The sequence below is a fragment of the Brenneria izadpanahii genome, assembly GCF_017569925.1.
GTDB classification, from domain to species: domain Bacteria; phylum Pseudomonadota; class Gammaproteobacteria; order Enterobacterales; family Enterobacteriaceae; genus Brenneria; species Brenneria izadpanahii.
Map to the genome: position 1 here is coordinate 4,663,060 of NZ_CP050854.1, position 20,404 is coordinate 4,683,463.

At 50.5% G+C, this 20,404-nt stretch carries 12 protein-coding genes and 3 pseudogenes; 10 read left to right on the plus strand and 5 right to left on the minus strand.

Annotation, left to right across the window (positions count from 1 at the left end; translation table 11 throughout):
• Positions 1-50: 50 nt before the first annotated feature.
• The 6 genes and pseudogenes from HC231_RS20855 to HC231_RS24190 form a co-directional block, all read left to right on the plus strand.
• Positions 51-305 (plus strand): annotated as a pseudogene (locus HC231_RS20855) (IS3 family transposase); the annotation flags it as partial.
• A 122-nt stretch (positions 306-427) separates the two neighbouring features.
• On the plus strand, positions 428-2,779 hold the full coding sequence (locus HC231_RS20860) for a hypothetical protein (protein WP_208228583.1): 2,352 nt from the start codon (positions 428-430) through the stop codon (positions 2,777-2,779).
• Positions 2,780-4,220: 1,441 nt separating this feature from the next.
• Positions 4,221-5,693 carry a nitrogenase component 1 gene (locus HC231_RS20865; protein WP_208228584.1) on the plus strand — a complete coding sequence of 491 codons (1,473 nt, stop codon included), beginning with the start codon at positions 4,221-4,223 and terminating at the stop codon, positions 5,691-5,693.
• 3 nt (positions 5,694-5,696) lie between these two features.
• Positions 5,697-7,004, plus strand: coding sequence for a nitrogenase component 1 (locus HC231_RS20870; RefSeq protein WP_208228585.1), 1,308 nt, complete (start codon positions 5,697-5,699; stop codon positions 7,002-7,004).
• 102 nt (positions 7,005-7,106) lie between these two features.
• A pseudogene (locus tag HC231_RS24185) lies at positions 7,107-7,793 on the plus strand (PLP-dependent cysteine synthase family protein); the annotation flags it as partial.
• 104 nt (positions 7,794-7,897) lie between these two features.
• Entirely contained in the window at positions 7,898-8,101 is a 204-nt protein-coding gene (locus HC231_RS24190) for a hypothetical protein (RefSeq protein WP_281397354.1), read from the plus strand.
• Between the two features lie 12 nt (positions 8,102-8,113).
• On the opposite strand, the gene HC231_RS20880 is transcribed toward HC231_RS24190, so the two are convergent.
• Positions 8,114-10,072 carry an autotransporter outer membrane beta-barrel domain-containing protein gene (locus tag HC231_RS20880; protein WP_208228586.1) on the minus strand — a complete coding sequence of 653 codons (1,959 nt, stop codon included), beginning with the start codon at positions 10,070-10,072 and terminating at the stop codon, positions 8,114-8,116.
• A gap of 296 nt (positions 10,073-10,368) precedes the next feature.
• Between HC231_RS20880 and HC231_RS20885 the strand changes: the two genes are divergently transcribed.
• Positions 10,369-11,112, plus strand: coding sequence for an HAD-IIB family hydrolase (locus HC231_RS20885; protein ID WP_208228587.1), 744 nt, complete (start codon positions 10,369-10,371; stop codon positions 11,110-11,112).
• Positions 11,113-11,231: 119 nt separating this feature from the next.
• Here the strand turns inward: HC231_RS20885 and HC231_RS20890 are convergent.
• Positions 11,232-12,517, minus strand: a pseudogene (locus tag HC231_RS20890) (ABC transporter substrate-binding protein).
• A gap of 150 nt (positions 12,518-12,667) precedes the next feature.
• Positions 12,668-13,810: a beta-galactosidase BglB gene (bglB, locus tag HC231_RS20895; protein ID WP_208228588.1), complete on the minus strand. Its 1,143-nt coding sequence runs from the start codon at positions 13,808-13,810 to the stop codon at positions 12,668-12,670.
• Positions 13,811-14,297: 487 nt separating this feature from the next.
• Here bglB and HC231_RS20900 point away from each other — a divergent pair, with 487 nt between their 5' ends.
• From HC231_RS20900 to yfaU, 3 genes are all read left to right on the plus strand, one after another.
• Entirely contained in the window at positions 14,298-15,080 is a 783-nt protein-coding gene (locus HC231_RS20900; protein WP_208228589.1) for an IclR family transcriptional regulator, read from the plus strand.
• 12 nt (positions 15,081-15,092) lie between these two features.
• Entirely contained in the window at positions 15,093-16,298 is a 1,206-nt protein-coding gene (rhmD, locus tag HC231_RS20905; protein WP_208228590.1) for an L-rhamnonate dehydratase, read from the plus strand.
• A 248-nt stretch (positions 16,299-16,546) separates the two neighbouring features.
• The gene (yfaU, locus tag HC231_RS20910; RefSeq protein ID WP_208228591.1) at positions 16,547-17,350 is read left to right on the plus strand and encodes a 2-keto-3-deoxy-L-rhamnonate aldolase; all 804 of its coding nucleotides are present in this window, start codon (positions 16,547-16,549) and stop codon (positions 17,348-17,350) included.
• Here yfaU and HC231_RS20915 read toward each other — a convergent pair whose 3' ends face one another.
• Together HC231_RS20915 and HC231_RS20920 are read right to left on the minus strand one after the other, a co-directional pair.
• Positions 17,351-19,006 carry an ABC transporter permease gene (locus HC231_RS20915; protein ID WP_208228592.1) on the minus strand — a complete coding sequence of 552 codons (1,656 nt, stop codon included), beginning with the start codon at positions 19,004-19,006 and terminating at the stop codon, positions 17,351-17,353. It lies immediately after the preceding gene.
• 404 nt (positions 19,007-19,410) lie between these two features.
• Entirely contained in the window at positions 19,411-20,388 is a 978-nt protein-coding gene (locus tag HC231_RS20920) for an ABC transporter substrate-binding protein (RefSeq protein ID WP_208228593.1), read from the minus strand.
• Positions 20,389-20,404 lie beyond the last annotated feature (16 nt).

Consider the following 20,404-nt stretch of genomic DNA (forward strand, 5'->3'; position numbering starts at 1 on the left):
TCACCTTGTTAACGATTTTACTCGCTTAACAGCGTGTCCACCATTCGTGGGTAGGATCAGACCAAGGCAGTCAGTATACATGCATGAATGGCATGTCGTCCCTGAAACCAAATGGTCTGGAAGGTAGTATGGGTCGACGTAGTAACTGCCACGATAACGCGGTTGCTGAAAGCTTTTTCCAACTATTGAAACGCAAGCGGGTAAAGAAAAAAATTTACGGAAAGCAGGAAGAAGCCCGCAGCGATATTTTGGATTACATCAAAATGTTTTATAGCTGTGGGCGTCAGCATGGTTCAAACGATTAGATGCCACCAGCAGAATATGAAAACCAGTATTATCAACGGCTCGACGGTGTCAAGATTATTCGTGATGATTCACGACCCTGGCGTGACTGGTAACCGTTCACTTCGAATAGGAAAGTATCCGTATGCAGAGCAATGGTGGTGGCGCAGCCACAAACAGCGGTATAGATTTTCAGCAGAGAATAGCCGCTTACCTTGTCTTATCAATGGGGCTGAGTCTCGATATTAGCCGCACTCTGGACAGATCAGAGGGCTTAAAACTGCATGCTGTCGCCTTTGAAACAGATGACTGCGTTGATGACATTGTCCTGTTTCATGATGACTGTAAAACATATCTTCAGGCCAAACGTAAGCTGTCTCTCTCTGAGCAACCAGACTCTGATTTCTATAAAACCATTGAGCAGATTGTTCTCGGCTTCAGAAACAGTAAAAATAATGAAGACATGCTTATCATTGCTACCTCCATCGATTCTTCCAATAAAATCCTGCAAGATCTGAGGAAAATATTTGAGTCCGCTAGGCTAAACAAGGTGGGTTCGGTGACAAATCCCCTGTCTGCATCTGAAACGGATAGCCTAGCTAAATTACAGTCCTGTGTGGATAAGATCACAGCCGCTCATACTCTGAACTCCTTTTCCAGTGATGAGTTTCAACGGCTGATAAGAAGAATGGCTGTTATCACCTTTGACGTTACCGCCGGTGGACAACTGGAGAAGGCCTTTCTGATATCGATCGCCTGCCTACTTAATGTACAACCTGAATTAGTCTGGCGAACATTTATTTCCTATGCATTGCAGTGGTCTAAAAACAGACAATCTGTGGATCGTAAAACCACAGTAAAACTACTGGCTGACTTTGTTAAAAATAAACCTGCAGAGAATACCCCATCATCGGTTAGCCTCTGGAGTTTTGATCCTAAAAAATACGATATCTCCTCTGGTCGAGAAATAATATTAATGTCATCGTTTCTTCCTGAATATGATATCGGTCTGGTGGCATTTTATCGCTTTGATGAATCAGGTAATAAGAGAATTAAAATTTATGACACCCATGTAGAATTAGCGAATGGCGCTCAGTATAAAATACATGCCCGGTTTGCTACCTACGAAGGTGCAATACGTTTTCTTAAAACCAGTGAGTTTTTATCTGAAAAGAAATTGTTCGTTGGTGATATAAACAGTAATGAAGATTTTGACGCCATGCCTTTCGCTATCACTTATTCAGAAAAGATACGCAATCAGATCCTAGCCAACGCAGAGTCTGTCTGTATCCACTGCGGGTTTGGCGTTCATGATGCGGCTCTGCTGATTGAAGTAGACGAAATAGGCCTTCCTTCTGATGCCGGGATTATTCACCAAGACTGTTTACGTCCTTCAGATCGCATCCTTGGCATCTCAAAAATGGCAGATAACGAGACGCATCCTGAATTACGGGGTTTTGATCATCGCAAATGGCTGGACTGCCTTCCTGGCAGTCAGGCGTTGTGGATGGGGAGTGCGGATATCTCGACACTGAAACAGGTCGTTTGGAACGCTGAAAATGCAAAGGAGAAGAAAGGAACATTCTGTATCCGCGCGACGCTGGAGGATGGGAGTCAGCGTTACCTGCTGGAAAGAAGTAAAGTTCAACGCTTTTCAGAGTCGAAAGCGGTCACGACGTTAGAAATGATGAACCATTATCTTAATGATGCGCAAAAAGAAGGTAATCCATTAAGTTACAGTAAAGATGGCAATTTATTTGGACGTCGTCACGATCTTGAGGAAAAAATCCCTTATCCTCAGGAATTCGTCGAAATAAAAAAATATTCAATTGTAAATTACACTCGTGGAATTTCACTAAAATATGATATGGCCAAGGAATTCTATGCCCCGTTAATATCTTTCGTTAACCGTAATGATGAGGAGATCGTTCAGTTTTCGAAACAAATATTCCTGCTCACAGACCCTTTATCGATAAAACTTTATATTAAAAACTGGTCTACCCGAGGTTATGAATTACCGGATTATCGTGTAGATATTATCCCTTCAGATGATGTTTTTGATGACTTAATGTTTCGTTGCGAAGACGAGAATATCTCAGTTTTAGTTAATCCCTGGTTTAATACGAAAAAAGAACTGACCAAAGGGTATCATTTCATTAGCATGTCCGATCTGAACACGTCCTCTTCCTCTTTGCTGGTCGTCTTCTCTAACCTAGACGGCAGCTTCAGTCATATTTTTCGTGATTTCAAAAACGATATTACTCTTCTGCTCAGTGATGATTGTCACAATGAGGATTGTCAGTGTCCTGGCTGCCGTTTGTTACAGGATGAATCGGACAGAATGGGTGACGCGGGGGTCGCCCGGCAGATATTACTGGAAGGGATCATTGCCTTTGAGATTATCACGCCCCGTGAATGGTCCGCAGATATACTCGCTGCGCAAAGTGTGGACTGGAAACCATGGCAGCAAAAAATCATAGGTGAGGAGCAGGATTGAGACCTAACGTAAACAGGCCCATTGAGCGGCCTGTTTATTTAATTGCCCGAACAAATGGGCATTAATTACGGCCAGCCGTTCCCTCTAACCTAAATCCCAAACAACGCCAGTGACTCAGCTAGCCTTGTCAGTAAGCAAGAATGTACAGCTTCCGCCACGTCTGCCGTCATGCCCACGAAACCGATTGAGTGGAGGCTTTCAAAGTTACTCATCACCTCTTTCACTTTGTCTTTGGTAATAAATCTTCATAAATCGGCGTGTGCAACACCGCCGGAGAAACGGTGATAACGTGGGTGCCAGTGGTTCCCACCTCCAGCGCCAGATTTTTGGTCAGCACATGCGGCCATTTTTCGCCATATAGTAGATCGAGAAAGGCATTCTGCCTACTATGCCCACATGGATTCGATTTTGACGATGGCACCTTTAATGCCAACGTTCATCATGTTGCGAGCTACATCACGGGATGAGCTGCCTAATACGGATGCCACCGAGGCTTTAAAGTGGTTAGTGACGCCATTAGGTGACTCTAAAGGCTACGCGCTTACTTTAACTTTTGGTTTGCTGAACATTATATTATCTGCGGGATTCTTTGGTAGTGATGAAAGCTTATCGAATTACGATTTTCAGGTATCATAGGGAATCGAACCAAAGGAACGAACCGGGTATTTCTTTATCGCATGTGACACATCATTCTGATCTATCTATAAAAACTCTGGTCAACCTACGGGTCTTGACAACTGGCACGATTAAAATTTATGCTACATTTCAACTTAATAGAAAGCTGAATGATTCCGAGTCCGGGCACCACTAATTTAAAGAAACCAGCCTAACGGCTGGTTTTTTGCTTTCTGGGATGTGGACTCTCCATCGAACTGCGTTCGATTACTCGCCTCATCCATGAGGCTCGCCCCGTCCGCACAATCATTATCTAACTCGGATAATATTTTCTTTTATCATCCCACGCGTTAATTTATTTATCGCAACCAGACAGCCAATTTTCTTTTATTATTCCTTTTCGAGATATAAATCGCGATAATTAATATATATTTCATGCATCATATTTTTATATCTTTCATCTTATTAGAAAACCAATACTCCATTTGATGTCACCTTGTGTCCTTTTTCGATTTACTTACTCAATTTTATTATTTTACATTACCTTCCCCACAATGGAACAGTAGAGCTAATTTCCAAAAAAAATTTCGTCATTCTAATTAATGATGCGCAGTGGATTTGGGGATAATAACGATGATAACTCATTCAATACCCACTGTATTATTCTCTTTCTTGTGACAATAAATATAAATACGCAGTTCTTCTATTTTCTAATCAGATGACTGAGAGCGGCGCATATCAATTTAACTGATGATATGAATTGCACAACCGGCTGAATGATAAAAGGTTCCGCTGTTATGAATTTTATGGAGAAGAGATAAAAGCAATGAAAATCAGATCCATTAATCTACATTCATCGACTATCCGTACCCGGGAAAACCGGCTGGGTTCCATCAGCGGCTATCATGGCGATCTGGCTCATCTATCGCGCCAAAGCCGGTGCGGGCAGGTAAAGAATCGGGAGCGATGTTTCAGCCAGTCAAGCACTTGTCTGTCCAGTTGCGCTATTTCACAACTGACGCGCATTATGGATGTGGCGGTGGTTTATCACACCCCGGCCGGCTGTACCGCCGTTGCTCCCAGCTCCGTGGCCATCGGCGAACAGTTGGCGGTGAAAGTCGGCAAGAAATATGAAACGGTCATTATCGGCAGCGATATGAATGAAGTGGACACCATTTTCGGCGGCCTGAATTCGCTGCGCGAGATCATCATAAAAACCATTGAAACCTACCGGCCCAAAGCGTTGTTTATTTCCTCATCCTGCGTAAGCGGCGTTATCGGCGAAGACATTGACGGACTGGTTTCCGATTTGAAAACTGAATTGGATATTCCCGTTGTCGCCGTACACTGCGAGGGATTCAAGTCCAGAATTTGGGCGTCCGGCTTTGATATCGCCGATCATGCCGTGTTACAAGGCATCGTCAAACCTCCCAGGGCAAAACGGCAGGTCATTAATTTCAAAAACTTCTACGAAAGTCAGCGCGAAGAAATTACCGAACTGTTTGCCGAATTCGGGGTGCAAACCCAATTTTTATATACCAATGCCTCGGTGGAGGATCTCTCCCACTTATCCGAATCTCTGGCGACGGTCTGCATTTGCGGCGCACTTGGCACCTATTTGGGCAACGCCCTGGAATTGTTATACGACGTGCCCTACGTGCGAACGATTAACCCGATGGGCGTTACCGGCTACGAAACCTGGCTGCGTGAAATCGGCCGGGTTATTAATAAATCCGCCGAGGTGGAAACGTACATCAAACGCGAAAGCGCGATCTATATGCCGCAGATAGCCGCGCTGGTTAAAGAACTTAGCGGGCTGCGGGCGGTGATTGGCATGGGACCGGGTTACACCTATGAAGTGGCGCGGGTCTTGCAGGAGCTCGGCATCAAGGTGGTCTGGGGCGCCGCCTGGCACTATGACTACCAATACGATAACGGAAAGCAACCGCCAGCGATGGATTTCCTGGAAAAGCACTCGGTGAACAATTTCCCGATAAGCGTGGCGGATCAGCAAAACTTTGAGGTTATGAACATCCTGAAACAGCACCAGCCTGATCTGTATTTTTCGCGCCATCCAGGATCCACGGTATGGGCGGTAAAACAAGGGATTGCCGCCGTGTACGTTGCCGATGAATACATGATTTTCGGCTATAAGGGCATGCTTTCATTCGCCAAGACCATCCTCGACACCGTACGTAACCGCAGCTTTGAAAAGAATTTGGCGGCCCACACCACCATGCCCTACACGGATTGGTGGTATCAACAGCCTGACGATGCGTTACTGCTGGAGAATGAATAGGTTATGGCAAAAATTCTGGATCAGCCGCGATATGTTTGCGCCCTGGGCGCCATGCGCACCGTCCAATCGATCCCCGGCGCCATCCCTATTCTGCATTCCGGACCGGGATGCGCGGAAAAGTTGAATAACAACGGAGCGGGGAATTCGGGGCATTTTTCACCCAACATTTTCCCCTGTACCAGCATCAGCGAGAAGGAGGTGGTCTTCGGCGGCAACGATAAGCTCAAGGCGACCATCGAGAACGCCCTCAAAGTGATTAATGCGGAACTGTTCGTCGTGTTAACAGGCTGTACACCGGAAATCGTCGGCGATCGGGTGGAAGAAATAAGCCGTGAATTCCAGAAGCAGGGTAAGCCGGTCGTCTATGTGAATACGCCGGGTTTCAAGGGCAATAACGTCGTCGGACATGACTGGGTGCTGTCGGGCATTCTTGATCAATTCCTGGACGGCCAGACCGCAGCGGCGCAAAAGGGGTGCGTAAATCTGTTCGCGGGCCCGCCCCTTTATGATCCCTATTGGCTGGGCAATCTGCGGATATTGGAACAGCTGTTGACCAGACTGGGGCTAAAACCCAACACGATTTTTGGTCATGGCCGGGGTATCGGCAACATTAAGAAAATCCCGAACGCGCAACTGAATATTCTGGTTTCCCCCTGGGCGGGCATACAAAGCGTCCGTCTGTTGCAGGATAAATTCGCCACCCCCTATCTCCATTACCCGGTATTGCCCATCGGGGCATTTGAAACATCGAAATTCCTGCGCGCGGTCGCCGAGGCCGCCGGCGTAGCGCCCGATATAGCGCATAACGTCATCACTGAATCTGAGGCGGAATATTATTATTACATCGAACGTTATGCGAATACCTTTATGGAATTACGCATTATGTCCAAGCGTTTTACGGTGGTGTCTGATGCTCAGTACAGTCTGGCGGTGACTAAATTCTTAACCAATGATTTGGGTATGTTCCCTACCAAACAATTTATTACTGATGACACGCCCAAGAAATACCGCGAAGCCATAATAGAGGAATTCAAACGGCTGAACTACGGTATCGAAGCTGATATTGAATTCTCCACCAATGGTTATGAAATCCATGAAGCCATCGCGCAAATAGATTTCGCCGGCACGCCATTAATATTGGGCAGTAGTTATGAAAAGAAAATCGCCGCCCGGCTGAATGGATTGCATATCAATATTTCATATCCGATGCTGGAAAAACTGGTGATGAATAGCAGCATTGCCGGTTACAGCGGCGGCTTAAAATTACTGGAAGATATTTATACGGCAGGCATGTCGAAACTCATGTTGTAATAGATTTTAAAACCGCCTGCGGCCTGAATGGTCAGGGACGAAAGTCTGTATCTCCTGGAGTAACGCAACGTTTATCTATCAATTATTAAAGGAGAAATCATAATGCCCGCAAATATAAAGCGTTCGATTACCGATCTGGTTGGCTCGACGCCGTTGTTGGCGCTATCCAACTATGAGCGAGAATTTTATTTACAGGCGCATATTATTGCAAAACTTGAATACTTTAATCCCAATAATAGCATAAAAGATCGTATCGCCCTGGCCATGATAAACGACGCGGAGAAACGCGGATTATTAAAAGAGAATTTTACGCTCATTGAAACAACGAGCGGGAACACCGGGATTGCTTTAGCGGCGATTGCGGCCTCTCGCGGCTATAAATTCAGAACCTATATCCAGGACTGGGTAAGTATCGAAAGAACAAAAATCATTCAGGCATTTGGCGGTGAGGTGATCAAGTTCTCGGAAGTCGAACCCTATAACACCGTAATGGAAGAAACCGGCGGTGACTTTGTCGCGGCGACCCGCGCCCTGGCAGACAAAGTATTATCGAAGGAACAGGATATTTTCTTTACTAATCAGCTCGAAAATAAAATCAATCCTGAAATTCATGAGCAGACTACCGGCCCGGAGATCTGGCGTGATACGGATGGTGAAATCGATATCTTGGTGGCTGCCGTCGGCACCGGCGGCACCATATCGGGTACCGGCGCTTATCTGCGTCAGAAAAATCCGGACATAAAAATCGTCGCCGTCCAACCTGGCCCAGGCTCTATTCCCACCGAAGAAAATCCGGAACCCGATGAGATAACCGGGGTGCATCGTTTTTCGGACGTCCTGCGTGAACGCATTCCCCCACCCTCGATTTGTCCGTTTATGATGAATCCATCGACGTGGAAACTCACGAGGCGCGGGCCGCGGCGAAAGCGGTGGCAAAAACCGATGGAATTCTGGTCGGAACGTCATCGGGAGCCGTGTTGCACGCCGCGGCGCTATTGGCCCGGCGCCCCGAAAATGAAGGGAAAAATATCGTCGTGATCCTCCCCGACTCCGGACTGAATTATTTATCCACCGATCTTTTTACATCGGCGGCATAAAGAACGGCGGCGTTAAAAGCTGGCGCTGAGCCCCAGGTTGTAGCGGGTCTGTTCGCCGTCGCCAAGTCCCCCGGTCTGGGAAACGGCGGCGAAAGCCCAAACGCGCTTGTTCAACGGCACGCTGGCGCCAAGCGTGATATCCACCCAGTTCGTATCCTGTTTCGCGCCATCGCGGCTAAACGTCAGCGACGTAGACTTCAGCCCGCCCTTGGCCCGCCAGACATCATCGCCGAACTGATGCCGATAGACGACTTCCGCCCAGGGGGAGATCCCGTCGAACCGGGCGTCGAGCCGCCATCCTATGCTGCCGATTTGCGAATGAACGTTTTGGTCGCGAAAACGCATGGCGGTGCTGCTGTCCCCTTTCTCCGCATAACCGTCGACATGACTGTAATCCCAGGCGTACTGCAACACCGGGCCGGTGGTAAGCCAGGCGGCGATGGGCACATCCCATCCCGCGGTAAGCCTGGCGCCCCAAAGGCGGGCGTCGGTATCCCCTTCCTCGATGCGATTCTGCGGCCCCAGCGCCATGCCGCGCTGAATATTGCGGTAGTCCGCCGTCAGGTAGTGCACGTCCCCCGCCAGCCACGCCGGCCCGAAGCGCAAATGACTGAAAGCCGCCGCCTGATAACCGCGCGTATCGTAGCGCAGGCGATCGTCCGGGCGCTGTCTGTCCAGCGAACCGGAAACCAGCCCGCCGATAAGCCAGCTATCCGTCAGTTGATAGTCCACACCCAGCGTGAAATTATTGGTATTGGCGCTTCCGTCGCCCCCGGCTTCATTATCGCCGTAGCGAAAATACTGACCGCTGTAACCGCCGAATATCCCCAGCGCGCCTTGCGTATTATCCGCCCGGCGCAGTTGCTGGTAACGGTTGTCCAGGGTTGCGCGGCTGTCCCGCGCCATCGCCAGCGTCCCCTGGTTCAAGCTGGCGATGCGCGCCGGCGCGTCCAGAATCGACCGGATGTAATCGGCGAGAATGGCATGAACCGCCGGACTGGGATGAAAGTGATCGGCGAACAGCCATGCCTGTTCATCGCTGAAACCGGGCGTGGATGATAAGCACTGCGATGAAGAAACGCCCGGCGGACAGGCCATCCCCGCCGTATTGGTAATGCCGAACGAGGCTGGATTGGCGATGATCTCGTTGAATATTCCATTCACATCCGCATAGACAATATTGCCGCCGCGCTGCGCCAGAGCCTGTTCTTCCGCCGAATTGTAAAACGCGGTGAGCTGCGAACCCTGCGCGGACAGCGTATCGTAAGCGGCGACCAACTGCGCGCCGATAGCCTGTTGCGTCTGCGGATCGGCGCTTGCCGCAGCGGCCGCGGCGTACAGCGCCTGATGAATCGCCTGCCGGCGGCTGGCCAGATCCGGCGTGGCGACGGCGTTCAGCGACGCATACGCCGCCTGCAGCGCGTCCGACTGCACCGCGGCCAGCCCTTGCGTAATCACCGCTTCCATCAGCGTCGGCGTCGCGCCGATGTCAGGCACGGAGGGAACGATGATCGTGCCCGCGCCGGCATCCAGCAACGCGCCCACCTGAGCCGCCGCCGCCGCGGCGCTGTTGGCGGCAATGGACAATGCCTGTTCAGGCGACAGGGCGGCGACGGCCAGATCGTTGCCGCCGACCCAGTGGATATAAAGCCCGTCGCCATCCGCCTGCCCTTGTGTCTGAGCCAGATAACGCCGCACTTGCGCCTGCGTGTTGAAGGACGGGTCAAGCGCCTCGACCGCCACGCTGCCCGCTTCGGCATAGTTGGTGCCGCCAGCGCTCGACGGAGCCAGCGTAATACCGTAATCGCCCGCCAGCCGCTCATCGTATAACAGCTCCTCGCCGCTGTTATACGTGAAACGCCCGTTGTTGCCGGTATCGCTCAGACTATCGCCGAATAAATAGAAATTGTCATAAGCGTGGGCGCCAGCGCTAACCCCGGCCAATACGGCCGCAGCGCAAAGTGAATACATAATGCGTTTACACACCTTGAGGCCTCCAGAAATCGCCGGGGTAAGTTCATCCCCGTAAGGGAATCCCATATTCAGCGCGCCATCTCATTTATGGGCGTCGGCCCATTGGAGATAACCCACTGTTAAACATGATTTTTACCCCGTAACTGTAACCCCGAATCATGACATTCATGTTATTCCGCGCTTTCGCGGCAACAAAGAACGCGAATATCCCATCCGACTCACCCGACACTTCTTGCGTGTGTTAAGATAAAGGCGCGCTAATTAAATAATGTAATGACAAGTTGATAATTAACATGAAAACATATGTTTTTGATTTGGATGGTACTATTGTTGAAAACGGAAAGCCGATAAAAAATGTAATTGCACGAAAAATAGAATGGGTATCTAACAATAATAAAATAATATTTGCATCCGCCAGACCAGTAAGAGATATGTTGCCTTTAATTCCTGACTATCTCCAAAACTGCCTTATGGTAGGATGTAATGGCGGCATGGTATGGCAGAATAAAAAATTCATTTTTTCAAACTTCTTTGACCCGAATTTTTCTGACAAAATAGTCACCTTCCTAAGAAAAGAGAATATACCTTATATATTAGACAGCGACTGGAGTTATTCAGTATCTCAAAAACATCATGATTTTCACGCATATATAAGAACATTATCAGATGATGAAGTAGCAGAAGATACGCTATTGGAGACCGGCGTCAGCAAAATACTCATTCTGGATGGTGCAAGCAGAAAAGCCGTCGATGACTTTTTAAGTATGAATGGTTATAAATTCAATATCCATCACCATAAAAGCGATAATTTATTTGACATCACTCCGCAGAAAGAAAACAAGTATCTTGCTCTGGCCAGATTGGGATTAGACTTCAATAAAGTCGTGGCTTTTGGTAATGACGCCAATGATTTCGCCATGTTAGATAATGCGCAAACGTCTGTTTTCATCGGCTCGGCGTCTGATTATCCGAATGCGGACTACTATTGCACAACGGATAATATTCCATCGCTTTTACAACAACTGCAAACAAAATAGCCATAAAAATGTCAATCACTTAGCATGATTGACATTGGAGTCTGGCTGGCGGATGTTCTGCTTGCCGGAAAATAGGTTATCCAGCGGACGTGCCCATTTTCACGGCCGGCAGCCATATGCTAGAAGAACCGTTTTAATAACCGTTCGGCCTCTTTTGGAAATGCCGTAGAGATTTCATCCAGAGAAATTTTTCCTTGTTCCAACCGTTCAATATACGTGGTCATAACCGTTTGAAATTTCGCATCCTCCAGAAAAGTGGATACGTCGATGTCGCCGATTAACCCTTCCATCTGATGCAGAGAGTTTAATTGTAAATTATCAGCATCAATCATCTTCTGTTCCTGGAGAATCTGTACCGCTTTTTGGCTTAACGGTATCCCCCGGTGCAATCCCATTGGCGTGACGCCTCTGGGATCGTTGAGTAAAAAATTCACCAATTGCGCCGTTTCTTTGGGATGGCGCGTATTTTTCCCGATGGAAAAAATCAGCCCCGGTTTGAAGAATAGCCCTGATTCTTTAGCGCCGGGCAGTAAAATGAACGGGCCAAGAACATAATCGGCAGGATCTTTCAAATTAGGCGCATAGATGCCATCCGTGGTCCAAAGATATTTTCCTCCTAGCTGGCCGTTCATCCAGGGTTTTATTTCCCAGGGATTGGACTTCCCGAAAGAGGCATAATACGAAACGGCCGGCGGAATAACATGCTCATCTATTAATTTTTTATAGAAACCAAAAAAGTCCATCCATTGTTCTTTGGTGTAATTAAATGTCTTTTTGTCCTCATCCACCATAGGAATATTATACTTTTGAACCATATAGGTGTTCAGAATGGCCACAATCTCGGAGTTGGGATAAATGGATAGCGGATAATAATCCGGCCCCAGCTTTTCTTTAAACACCTTCCCGGCCGCAAATAGTTCATCCCATGTTTTTGGGTAGCTTAAGCCCGCTTTTTTCCACGGTTCCGCATTGTAGTAAAAAAGACGGGCGGTAAGAGAAACCGGAACGCCATTGAGTATTCCCTTACGCATCGTCATACTTTTCCCGCGTTCGCTGAATTGGGATAGGTCAAGATCCTTGTCCAGTTTATTCAGATCATAAAAGCCATCGCCATTTTTGGAAAAAACCGGCAGCCAGTTCCAGTTGATTTGCATGACATCCGGCTCCGAATTGCCGGCGACCTGCGTCGCCAACCGCTGTAATTGTCCGTCAAAACCTCCCGGTTCGGATCTTACCTTTATACCCGGATACGCCTGTTCAAAAGCATCAAGCGCCTGGCGCGTAGCCTGGTGTCTCTGATTGCCCCCCACCATGACATACGCAGCTCAATGGTTTCCGCCAGGCTGGTCAACGGAAGCGACAACGTCGCCATAATTAATAGAGTGGAACGAATTATTGAATTCATACTATTACCTACCCTCATTTTCGGTTTAGGTCGCCGGGGCTTATCCTGCTGATGGCAATAAAAACCCTCCCCAAATTCTTATTAAATCGAACAGGGTGGGTTTAGTGACGACAACACTATCTAATAGTTAATATTTAATTCATAAAGACATTAAATATAAACTCTAAAGTATTCCGTCAGCGCCAGTATTGCCATTGATTGTCCATAAGGCATTGGCGTAATAGGAATATTGCGATAAAAGTCCAGATCCCGGCCGACGGCGGTGCCAAAAGAAACCTTATTTAGCTGCCCGTTATCATCAATATTATCCAATATTCCTTTAATCGCCTTTTCGCCTATTTCCGCATAATCTTTGCTAATGTAACGTTTACGAACGGCTTTCAATATTCCATAAGCGAACCCCGCCGTAGCGGAACTTTCCAGATACGACGACGGATCGTCGAGCAAGGTATGCCATAGACCGCTTTCATCCTGACATTCCGCCAATGTTTTGATTTGACGTTCAAGAACCTGCTGCAAATAACGCCGCGTCGCATTTTCGGGTGGTACGTCAAGAAGCTCAAGAAGATCGGGGATGGCGATGGTAATCCAACAGTTACCTCTGGCCCAGAGCGCATTGGCGAAATTATGATTCCCGTCAAATGTCCAGCCATGGAACCATAACCCGCTTTTCTTATCCATCAGCTGCTGCGTATGGAATAAAAACTGGTAGACGGCTTCCTCAACAAATTCAGGCCGATCCAGTAAACGGCCTATTTTCATTAAGGGCAAAGCGCACATCATTAAGGTATCGTCCCACAGCTGCTGGTGATTTTCCCGGTTGGAATTAATATGCTGCAATCCCTGATAATCCGTCCGCGGCATTGCATATAATACCCATTCCGCCCAGGATTCCAGATAACCCCGCCAACGAGAACACGGATTTTCCTCATAAAGATAAGCAAGCGTTAACAATGGGCAAACCGTATTGACATTTTTTATCGGCACGTCTTCTTTGGCGAACTGTTCGGCGAACCATTGATCCATAATCTCTTTGATATCCGGATCATTCGTTTGGTTATAATATTGGTAAATTCCGTACAGACCGACGCCTTGCGTCCATTCCCAGCTATTCCAGCTTTTCGAATCAACAACCCGGCCATCGTCAAGATGAATGAGAAATTCCCCTGTTTCATCACGTATATTTATTAAATTGTTAATAACAGCTAATATTTTCTCATTTAACGTATTTTTGGGAAGCAGAACGTCTTTCTTACATAACAATTTGTTGTGTTTCACAGGAAAAACCGTCATACAAATTCCTCTTGATTTTTTATGGCTTTTAAATCCGCCTGGCATTAAAAATAAAAACATTACTTCTTAAGCAAACAAAATGATCGTTAACATAATGATGTTCTAACCAGATAAACATTCCAAAATACTGGACTCAAGTCTCAATCCATAAAAACAATCTCTATGGAAAAGGGAATCATTTTTGTGATACCTATCAAAATAATCCAAGTTTGAAGAAAAAGACGGCGATGAAAAATATTAATTGTGGTTTTGAGCACGGTTTTTTAAACCCGAAGTACAATGGGCTGGATTGCGGCTTTTTAAATTTATGGATATTCCGTTTCATCGCACGAATTTAATATATTGTACTCGCGATATGAAATACATCACATTCTTCGCATTCGCCTTCGGAAGTGCCGGGAATAAAACCTTTGATTTTGAAGTCGGTCGCATTTCCTGATCCGCATCGGATTAAAACTGTCTCCATATTATCAAACCGGAGTCCAGTATGTTGGAAACGACGTCTGTTCCAGCGCTTACTCGCGCTATCGCCATTCTCCACTTTATTTCTCAGCGCGGCCCCTGTACGGCGGCTGAAATTATTGAGGGACTCGCCTTACCGAAAAGCAGCACCTATCTGCTGCTGGCGGAGCTGAAACGGCAGCGTTTCATTACCATGGATATTTATGACAACTACTGCCTGTGGACACGGTTGGTCGAATTGGCCGGCCATGCGCTGGAACGCATGGATATCCGCGATATAGCCCGCAAACGCCTGACGCTCCTGATGCAGGAGACCGATCTGCTCTGTCACCTGGGGATCATCGACAACGGCAACGCCTATTACATTCTCAAAATCGAATCGACATCCACCATCAGCGTTCGTTCGCATGAAGGGAAAAGCCTGTCGCTTTATCGTTCCGGCATCGGCAAATGCCTGCTGGCCTGGCAATCGGAGGAAGAACAGGAACGGATTATCGCCGGCCTGCGCTTTGCCGCGGTAACGCCGCATACGCTCAAGAATGCGGACGCCCTTAAAGCGGAATTGACGCGTATCCGCCGCCAGGGGTGGAGTTTCGATAACGGTGAAGACTATCCCGATGTGCGCTGCGTCGCCGCGCCTATTTTCAATGCCCGCAACGAACTGACGGCGGCAATCTCATTAGTGGGCACAAGTCTGCAAATCAGCGAGGACAATCGTGAATATCTCGCCAGCCGGGCCATCGCCTGCGCCAGAGATATTTCCCGCCTGCTGGGCTGGCGCAGTCCGTTAGATCAACACGCTTCATAAAGGAGTATTTAGATGACCTTGCCAAAAATTAAAACAGTCCGAGCCTACTTCGCCGGCGGCGCTACCGCAGACAACGCCGGCGGCGGCGGGGATTACCACGATCAGGGCGCCGATCACTGGATCGACGATCACATCGCCACGCCGATGAGCAAATATAAAGAGTATGAACAATCGCGTCAGTCGTTCGGCATCAACGTGCTCGGCACCCTGATTGTGGAGGTGGAAGCCGACAACGGGCAGATCGGTTTCGCCATCTCGACCGGCGGCGAAATGGGTTGTTTTATCGTCGAGAAGCATCTGAATCGCTTTATTGAGGGGAAATGCGTCAGCGATATCAAACTCATCCACGATCAGATGATGAATGCGACCATGTATTATGCCGGTTCCGGCGGTCTGGTGATGAATACGGTTTCCTGCGTCGACCTGGCGCTGTGGGATCTATTCGGCAAAGTCGTGGGATTGCCGGTATACCAGCTGCTGGGCGGCGCGGTACGCGACGAGATCCGCTTTTACGCGACGGGCGCGCGCCCCGATCTGGCGAAGGAAATGGGATTTATCGGCGGCAAAATGCCCACGCACTGGGGACCGCACGACGGCGATGCCGGTATCCGGAAAGATGCCGCCATGGTGGCGTCCTTCCGTGAGAAATGCGGCCCCGACTTCTGGCTTATGCTGGACTGCTGGATGAGCCAGGATGTGAATTACGCCGTCAAACTGGCGCACGCCTGCGCGCCTTACAACCTGAAATGGATCGAAGAGTGCCTGCCGCCGCAGCAATACGAAGGCTACCGTGAGCTAAAACAGCGCACGCCGCCGGGCATGATGGTAACCAGCGGCGAGCATCACGGCACGCTGCAATCCTTCCGCACGCTGTGCGAAACCGGCATCGACATCATTCAGCCCGACGTTGGCTGGTGCGGGGGCTTAACCACGCTGCTGGAGATCGCCGCCCTCGCCAAATCCCGCGGTCAACTGGTGGTTCCTCACGGCTCCTCCGTCTACTCCCATCACGCCGTAATTACGTTCACCAACAGCCCGTTTAGCGAAATTATCATGACCAGCCCGGATTGCAGCGAACTGCGGCCGCAATTCTATCCGCTGCTGCTGAACGAACCGGTGCCGCAAAACGGCCGTTTGCATAAATCGGCTCTCGATAAACCCGGCTTCGGCGTGGAACTCAATCCCGATGGCGTGATTAAGCGGCCATATACCCATTAAGAAAATACCCAATAGATTTCGGGTTGCAGGACAAAACGCTGTCGTTTTGAACAACGCAACGCATCGGCCCGTTATGGGCGAGGTTCATTCATAGGCCTGTAACGCCGCTTGCGGCGGCCCCAGGGGGTGAGACCAGGGATGGGCCGAGGAATTAAACGCAGCCAACGCGCCTGCGGCTTGAAAGATGAAGGGTATAAAAGGTCGCGGCCTGATGCCGTGACCGCTCAACACGCTTACAGGAAGATATTATGCACGATCCGTTACACAATCCGTTTAAAGCTGGTTTGGCGCGCGGCGACACGCAAATCGGGCTATGGTTAAGCAGCACGTCCTCATATCTGGCGGAAATCGCCGCCACCAGCGGTTACGATTGGCTATTGGTGGATGGCGAACATGCGCCGAACACCGTTCAGGATCTCTATCATCAGCTACAGGCCATTGCGCCGTACCGCAGTCATCCGGTGATCAGGCCGATTGAGGGCCAGCGCGCGCTGATAAAACAGATCTTGGATATCGGCGCGCGTACGCTGCTGGTGCCGATGATCGATACCGCCGATCAGGCCCGCGAGCTGGTGGCGGCGACCCGCTATCCGCCGGAGGGCGCTCGCGGCGTCGGCGCCAGCGTGGCGCGGGCGGCCCGCTGGGGACGAGTGGATAACTATATGGCGCGGGCGAATGAAGATCTTTGCCTGCTGATCCAGGCCGAAAGCAAAACCGCGATAGATAATCTGGATGCGCTGCTGGAGGTCGACGGCATCGACGGCATATTTATCGGTCCGGCGGATCTCTCCGCGTCGCTGGGATATCCCGACAACGCCGCGCATCCAGAGGTACAACGAATGATTGAGCAAAGCATCAAACGCATTCGTCATGCCGGTAAAGCCGCCGGTTTCCTAGCCGTCAACACGGAGATGGCGGAAAAAGCGATTTCCTGGGGCGCCAATTTCATTGCCGTCGGCGTGGATACCATGTTGTATACCGAGGCGTTAGATACCCGGTTAATACACTTCCGGCGCAATTTGAATCTTGCAACGGCAAAAACGACCTATTGATTATCGCATTTTCCGCTGAGATAACCTCAAGGCCAGCAGCATCACCGACAGACTGATGATAACGGCAACGCTGGCCATCGCCATCCCATCGCCGACCGAGCCTTGCTCGAACTGCCGCCAGACAAAAATAGAGACCGTTTGCACGCCCGCCGGCGATAGCAGCAGCGACGTGACCAACTCCCGCGTCGCAACGGCGAACACCAGCATCATCGCCGCCAGCAGGCTGGGGAACACCAATGGCAGCACGATCAGCCGCAACGCCGCCACCGCGCCGGCGCCGTGCACGCGGGCGGCGGACTCCAGATTGCCGCCAATCTGCGCCAGCGCCGCGTTGCTGTAGCGAACGGGATAAGGCAGCAGCAGGCAACAGTAGGCCAGCAGCAAAATCCCCCAGGTATTATAAGGCGTCACCGGCCAAAAACTCTGGTTCCAGGCCAGAATCAACCCGACCCCGATCACGATCCCCGGCACCGCGGCGGGCAACATCGACAAACCATCAATCAGCGCCGCGCCGCGAATACGTTTGGCGACCACCAGCCATGACGACATAAAGCCGATGCAACCGGTGATTAATGCGCTGCCCAACGCCAGCGACAGGCTGGTCGTCAACGCCGGCAAGGCTTCATTCTGCGTATCAAACAGCATCGCGAAATGCCGCCAGGTTAAATTCTGCCAGGATATGCTGCTGGAGATGGTGGCGGAAAACGCGGTGACCAGCATCGATGCGATCGGGATCTCGACGGCCAATAGTCCGACGCAGCCAAACAGCGCCAACGCCGGCCAGCGCCAGATCCCCAGCGGGCGGGCGACGATCGCGGCGGGTTTGCCCGTCGTGGTTTCAACGTTACGCCCCGCAACAATGGCGCGTTGCAGGGTAAACGCACAAAGCGCGATAGCGACCAACAGCAAAGACAACACGGCGGAACCGGGCAAATCGATAGGCCAATCCGCTAAACGCTGCTCGATATTAGTGGTCAATACCTGAATACCCGCCCGCGAGCCCAGCGCTTGCGGGATGCCGAACTCTTCAATCGCCAACGTAAAGGCCAATAGCAGGCTGGCCGCCGTAGCCGGCAGCGCCAACGGCAACGTCACCCGCACAAACGCCTGCCAGCCGTTGGCGCCATGAACGCGCGCCACATCCGCCAAACGGCTGCCGCTGGCGGACATGCTGCGGGAAACCGCAAAATAGACCACCGGGAAAATATTGAGCGTCATCACGCCGATCATGCCGGGCAATGAAAACAGCGCATCGCCCGGTTGTATCGGCAATAGCTGTTCGGCGTATCCACGAGGCTGCAAAGCCAGCATCCATGACAACCCGGCGATATAAGGCGGAACCAGAAAAGGCACCAAAAACAGCAGATCCCAGAATCGGGCCAGCGGCAGCGCAAATAATCCGCGCAAGGCGCCGAGAGGAATGGCGACTAACGCGCAGCACAAGGCGACCCCGAATCCAAGCCACAGCGTATTCTTCAATAAAGCGAACAGGCGCGCCTGCGCCAAAATCTCGGCGAAAGCGCTAAAAGGCGCCGCAAACGAACCGGCCCCCAAATGCGGAAAAATCGCCTGCAGCACAACGAACAATACCGGAATGCCGACCAGAGCAAAGAGTACCGCCACCACGAGCGGCGGCAGTAACGTAAACTTGTTCATCAGATACTCCTCAGGCTGTTGACAACCTTCGCAACATTGCCATTAATGCCCCCCACCCGGCCTCCCCCTTGTCAGCTGTCTCTTAGTCACATTCTTATGCAGACTCAGAGACAGTTTCGTGCGCGATAAAGCCGCCATTTCCCTGCTACGTCGTAGCACGCGCCCGACGCAGGGTGGTTCAAACGCCACCCCCCTACGAACCCAGGCTTCCGGCTAAATTACGCCGGGTAACGGCCAACCCCCGTCAGAGTCCCTAGATTTGTGTATAAGAGACCGCCCCTTGTCAGGGGGAGGCGCTAATCCATTAAAAAACAGCGGGCTTTCCCCCTCCCCTGCGAAGGGGAGGGTTGGGGTGGGGTTAGGTTTGTCATCAAACGCATTAGTCCGTAAATGAATGAACCGGCTTAGTGCTGGCCAAATAAGGCCGCAAAGCGATTCAGGATAGCGGCGCGGGAAGTGGAGGCGCTATCCCCTTCCGGCAACAGTTTCAGTTGCTTAAACAGAGGGCGTTTTGCATCGATATCCTCACGCGCCGGCATCAGCCAGGATTCGGCCACCGCTTTCTGCCCTTCGGGAGAGAGCATATAGTTGACGAAATCTTTGGCCTGCTGCTGATTTTTGCTGCTTTTCAAGATCATCATCGGCCGCGGCGCGATTACCGTGCCGCTGGCGGGGAAGATCACTTTGATTGATTCGCCCGCGGCGATGCTGCCATACGACACATAATCGACAGCGCCGAAAACCGCGGCTTTGGCGCCCTGCAATACCGGCGTTAACGCCTGCGCGTTAGGACCGGCGATAATCATGCCGTTGGCTTTCAACCGATCGAACATCGCCCACGCCTGCTCCTGTTGAGCGTTCTGCAGGCCGATAAGCAGATCGAGCGACGCGCCCGAAAGGGCGGGATCGGGGGTGGTCACCTTATCCTTAAACTCAGGTTTGGTCAGATCGTCCCAGTCTTTCGGCTCCGGCGTACCGCTCTTGCTGTTCCATACGATACCCAGGGCGGAAATGCCTTGCGCCACGTAGTAAGGCGTTTTGAATTGGGCCGGCACCGTGGCCGCATTCGGGCTATCGAATTCCAGCAGCCAGCCGCGCTGCTGTAGATCCGTCGCCGTATCCCAGGAGGCGGAAATCAGCACGTCCGCGCGCGGATTCGCCTGTTCGGCTTCCAGCCTGGCCATCACTTTACCGGTGGTGGCCTGAAAAACATCGACTTTCACGCCGGTCTGTTTTTCATAGCCCGCCGCCAGTTTTTTCGCCAGCGCTCCCGGCCCGGCGGTATAGAGCGTCAGCGCTTGCGCGCTGCCCGCCGCCGCTAATGAGAGAGCAATACCCATAATTACGCCTCGTTGAGTCATTTTGAACAAAGTGTTTTTCATTGTGTTTATTCCCCGG